3 protein-coding genes are annotated in these 5,232 nt (G+C 37.7%); 2 read left to right on the plus strand and 1 reads right to left on the minus strand.

From position 1 onward, the window contains the following. Nucleotides 1-110: 110 nt before the first annotated feature. Nucleotides 111-1,565, minus strand: a complete 1,455-nt coding sequence (locus Q0R51_RS08940) for a catalase (protein ID WP_294758264.1) — start codon at nucleotides 1,563-1,565, stop codon at nucleotides 111-113. A 388-nt stretch (nucleotides 1,566-1,953) separates the two neighbouring features. Here Q0R51_RS08940 and Q0R51_RS08945 point away from each other — a divergent pair, with 388 nt between their 5' ends. Further along, a complete protein-coding gene (locus Q0R51_RS08945; protein WP_294758266.1) occupies nucleotides 1,954-3,549 on the plus strand; it encodes an ABC transporter ATP-binding protein in 1,596 nt (531 codons plus the stop codon). Then, entirely contained in the window at nucleotides 3,549-5,222 is a 1,674-nt protein-coding gene (locus Q0R51_RS08950) for an ABC transporter ATP-binding protein (protein WP_294758268.1), read from the plus strand. Before Q0R51_RS08945 ends, Q0R51_RS08950 begins: the two co-directional genes overlap by 1 nt. The last annotated feature ends 10 nt before the right edge of the window (nucleotides 5,223-5,232 follow it).

Consider the following 5,232-nt stretch of genomic DNA (forward strand, 5'->3'; position numbering starts at 1 on the left):
GGCTAAAAAAATAAGAATCAAGCTGTGTTTAGACAGTTTGATTCTTATTTTAGTTACATAGTTTTATCTGCGCAGATAGAGTAAGCTGATTGCTCTTAAAATTGATAATATTAATGCTTGATGATCTCTTCCATCTTCAAGCCTAAAGCTTGTGCCACTCTTTGGCCATATTCATGGTCAGCTTGATAAAATTGCCGGGTTTCTAAAATCTTAATTTCTGGTTTGGTAACAGATCCCAGCATGTTTTTAATCGTTGCAATCAAACGTTCTTGTTCATCCGGTTTCATGACGCGATATAAACGCCCCGCGGCAGAATAATAATCTTGATCATAGGGGAGGTAATTACCCGTTTTTCCTTGGACAGAATCTCCCTGAATTTGAGCAGAATTATCTTCTTTTGGACCTTGAAAACTGTTCGGTTCATAGTTAACGGTATTATCCTGGTTTTGGGCCATAAAGCCGTCGCGTTCATAGTTGTGAACTGGGTTTAAAGGCTGATTAATCGGTAATTGATCAAAGTTGACTCCTAGACGATATCTGGCAGCATCTTTATAACTAAATAAACGTCCCTGTAAAAGTTTGTCGAGTGAAGGTTCAATCCCCGGTACCATATTGGCCGGGGAGAAGGCAATTTCTTCCACTTCATCAAAGTAATTTTTAGGATTTTCATTTAAAGTAAATTCACCAATTTCAATTAAGGGATAATCATGATGAGAAATTACTTTAGTAACATCAAAAATATCATATTTATAATTAAAGCCTGCTTCATAAGGTACTATTTGGACACAAACTTTCCAGCTAGGGAAATGACCTTTAGCAATTGCATCATAAAGTTCGTGTAATAAGTAATCCGGATCTTTAGCAGCAATTTGCGCGGCTGTTTGATCAGTCATATTTTTCACGCCTTGCTGACTAATAAAATGGTATTTAACCCAATATTGTTCTCCTTGTTCATTGACCCATTTGAAGGTATGGCTGCCATAACCATTCATATTTTGATAGCTGGCAGGATTACCCCGATCGCCCATGAGATAAGTTACCTGATGGACTGATTCCGGCGAATGCGACCAGAAATCCCACTGCATTTCATTACTGCGCAGATGAGTTTGAGGATCACGTTTTTGAGAATGAATAAAATCGGGGAATTTTAAGGGATCATTAATAAAAAATACCGGCGTATTATTACCTACGATATCATAATTGCCCGCCTGTGTATAAAAGCGGAGGGCAAATCCGCGCACATCACGAATAGTATCTGGATAACCGGCTTCTCCAGCTACTTGAGAAAATCTAATAAAAATAGGGGTCTGTTTGTTGTGACCGGTGAATAGATCGGCCTTAGTATATTTACTCATATCCTGATGCAGCGTAAACACACCTCGAGCTCCTGCCCCTTTAGCGTGGACTACTCGTTCAGGAATTCTTTCCCGATCAAAATGAGCCAATTTTTCTAATAACTGATAATCTTGGATTAAAACTGGGCCCCGTTCACCCGCGGTTTGACTGTGGTTATTATTAGCCCACGCTTGACCAGCACTAGTAGTTAGTTTCTCCTGCTTCTTCATTGTTACCTCTCCTCTCGAAGTTGTGATTTGAATACTGGCTTCAACCTTATCCTAACATTTGTATTTTAAATATTGAATTATTTGTAATTGGCTGTGTAAAAGCAGAGAAAGTCTTGCGACAGTAATTTTTATAGGTCTGGCCCAAGAGCAGAAATTGGCGGTTGAGGGGAAAAGGCTGTTGACGACTAAGAAAAAGATCTTTAAAAGGCCTATTTCCAGAAAAAGTTGATCATGCTAAAGTAGTTAATAAAATTTAAACTATTTTTAAAATAGGTAATAATTAAGCCAAAATTTCACAAATTCAAGGCTAATTTATTAGAACTTGACCGTTAAGAACACTGCTAAATGATGAGAAAGGTTTTTTCGAAAATAGTAGGGGGTGAAAAACATGCGCTCACGCAAGAAAATATTGACAATTGCTATAATTACAGTTGCCAGTGTTATTGTAGCCGGACTTACTGTGCAAATACCCAAGTTGATGGGGCAATTGACAGATGCCTTTTTGAATAATAAGCAGGTTGAATATTTTTTCATGATATTATTGGTTTTTTTAGTTGTAACCAAAGTATTGGCTTTAATGAGTGAGTATTTAACGGAAAGAATTGGCTGTCAATACGCCCAGGAAATCCGACAGCTTTTAATAGAGAAGTATTTTACGATTAATTATGCCGACAACTTGAAGTATAAGAATGGTGAATATCGACAATTATTTACCAATGATATTAATAACTTGCAATTGCTGTTTTCCCAGACTTTGCCCACTTGTGTTCAGCAAGTGACAATGTTTTTTGGCGCAATTTATCTTCTGTGGGGTATTAATCACTGGCTGTTGCTCTGCGTTTTGTTTACCACCATTATTTATATTTTTCCGTTTAAATTCTTCGGCACCAAACAGCAACGATCAATCCAAAAATTGCGAAAAACACAGGCGGCTTTACAAGGACTTGTTGCTAATAGCAGTGATAATAAAACCGAAATCTACCAGTACGATAATATTAATTTCTTTTCTCAGCTCTATCGCAGATTACAACAAAAATGGGGTCAGGCTTTTTTACAAATAGACGTTTCCAAAAATTTATTCAAGACCTTTCCCCGGACTTTAGATGCTCTGGCACCGGCTCTAGCCTTATTAGTAGGGGGAGTTATGATTATGCGGCAGCTAATTTCGCTGGGACAATTGGTAAGTGTTATGGGATTAATTACTTACATAAATGCACCTTTTAAAGCCTTTTTCTCCATCTTAGTTGATATTCAACAAGCTTTAGTTTCGAAAAGAGCGCTGACAGCCTATTTAAATTCTGCAGATGTAGCTACAGGAGTTAAAGAAATAAGTAAAATCACAGAAATCACTATTTTTTATGATTCGCAACTCGTTGTACAGGCCTTACCGGGGATGCATATTTATTTGTTGGGGAAAACAGGATCAGGCAAAACCACTTTTTTGCGGGGATTATGTGCGGAGCAGGTATACTCCAAATATCAATATGTCTTCAATAATTGCTTATCGACCCAAATCAAAAATGAAGCGTTAAAAAAACAACTTGCCTTGGTAGCCCAACAAACTGTAATTATTTTAGGAACTATTCGTGAGAATATCTTTTTTAATAATGCTGCACAACTCTCACGGCCGGAAACCTTGTTTGTAAACCAGTGGGTCCAAAGATTTCCGGCCGGATTAAATACGCAAGTCGGTCCTGGAGCTTATCAATTATCAGGCGGAGAACGACAGGTGATCTGTCTTTTTCGTGCCTTAGCGCAAGCAACGCCCGTTTTGTTACTAGATGAAATTACGGCTTCCTTAGATCCTGAGACAACCAAACAAATAAGATCCTTGATTAATACACATCAAGAAGCAATTATTTTTGAGGCTTTACACAGAACCGAAGAACTGAACCTAGATGATAAAGTTATCTTTTTTCGTGGAATTAATTATCCGCCCCTTTTTGGCAAGTATGAAAGCATTGCTCAGGAGATGGATAAGTGATGAAGAATAAGTCTAATTTTTATAAGGTGCTGTGGCATGGAAATCACAGGCGCAAGCTTTTTATTGGGCTAATAACGATCACCCGATCGCTTATTTTATTATTGCCCCCGCTGCTAACGAAGGCAGCTTTGAGTAATTTCATTCCCCGTAAAAGAGAAGCAGAATTACTTGTCATTACTCTTTTCTTAATTATCATTCCCGTGATAACCTGCGGCCTAATTATTGTAGATTTATATCTTTCTGCTTTCGTTATTCAAAATAGTCAATCCTTTAGAAAGCAAAGCTACACCCAATATCTAAAATGTTTTACCCTTCATTTAAATAAAGAGGAAGTAATCCATCGCTTATTAAATGAAACGGAGCAGGTGACAGGAATGATTTTTCGTGGGATTGGCAATTTTTTGTGGCTCAGTACCACGATTATACTGGGTTTTGTCTTTATTTTATTTTTAAATCTAAGAATGGGCTTGGTTTTGTTGCTGGTTAACTTATTTGAGTATATCCTTGTTTATCTTCAGTCATGGCGTTTGGAAACCAGTAATCGCCGCTATTTAGCACAGGAATCTCAGTGGAATCAAATCAGCGATACTGCTTTTGGAGGGGTTAATAGTATTCGGAATAACTCCAATTTTGCGCAATTTATTAAGCATACTTGGCGGCAGCAGGCGACTAATTTATTAAAAAGTCAATTACTGATAAATAAACAAACGATTTTTTTAAATTGGCTTCAAGAAATGGCAGAGGTAATCTGTACTGTAACCATTTTTCTAGGATTAGTTAGCTATGGTAATTCGGGAAATCGAGTAAATCTTGTGGCCAATCTTGTGGCTATTTCTCAAATTTACCAATGGATTGTGCCGGCAATGACGGTTCTAGTCTCACAAATAATTGCTTTTCAAAAAAATACCCCCGCAGTGCAGCGGATTGATGAACTAAGCCAAACCTTAAGTAGGGCTTGTTCTTTTGAAGGCAAAGGCCATCTTACTAATCTCTTTCCTATTATTATCAAGGCTGACTCTCAACTTATTAATGGTTCAAGGCTTAAAGAAAAAGTAGTTATTAACTCCGGAGACAGAATTCTGATCAGTGGTCCGACTGGTGTCGGTAAATCTTCTCTAATTAACACAGCCCTATTGTATCCGGTAGATAAGAAAGACTACCTGCAAAGAGCGAAAATTGTTACTTTTAACCAGTGTCATTTTCAAGACATTTCGCGAAAAAATTGGTCCCATTTATGTGTAATAGTTCCACAAACTATTAAACTCTATGAAATGACGTTATTAGATAATATTTGTTTAGGAGCCAAAACTACAGATCAAGGACAAGTAAAGGAGATTTTAAAAATCTTACACTTTTCATCCGCTCTCAAAAAGCGTCTGGCAGAAGTGATCCACCCCGATGGCAAAGGATTATCCGGTGGTCAGATACAACTGATTGGCATCGCCCGGGCCTTAATTAGGCAGCCACAATTACTGGTCTTGGATGAAAGTACCAGTGCGTTGGATTATAAACTCGAACGAGAAATTTTTACTAATATTATGCAAAAATTTCCTCAGCTGACTTTGCTGTTTATCTCCCATAGAAGCTATCCGCCGACGCAATTATTTACCAGAAGAGTAGTTCTTTCTGCACAAAAAAAGCAGTTGTTGTGGCATGAACAACCGCTAAAATAAAAAGGCTGCA

This window comes from uncultured Lactobacillus sp. (assembly GCF_946477725.1).
GTDB lineage: Bacteria > Bacillota > Bacilli > Lactobacillales > Lactobacillaceae > Lactobacillus.

Excerpts from the sequence above, each read along its gene's own strand:
- Q0R51_RS08940 (WP_294758264.1), bottom strand. The coding sequence starts at position 1,565 with ATGAAGAAGCAGGAGAAACTAACTACTAGTGCTGGTCAAGCGTGGGCT.
- Q0R51_RS08945 (WP_294758266.1), top strand. The coding sequence starts at position 1,954 with ATGCGCTCACGCAAGAAAATATTGACAATTGCTATAATTACAGTTGCC.
- Q0R51_RS08950 (WP_294758268.1), top strand. The coding sequence starts at position 3,549 with ATGAAGAATAAGTCTAATTTTTATAAGGTGCTGTGGCATGGAAATCAC.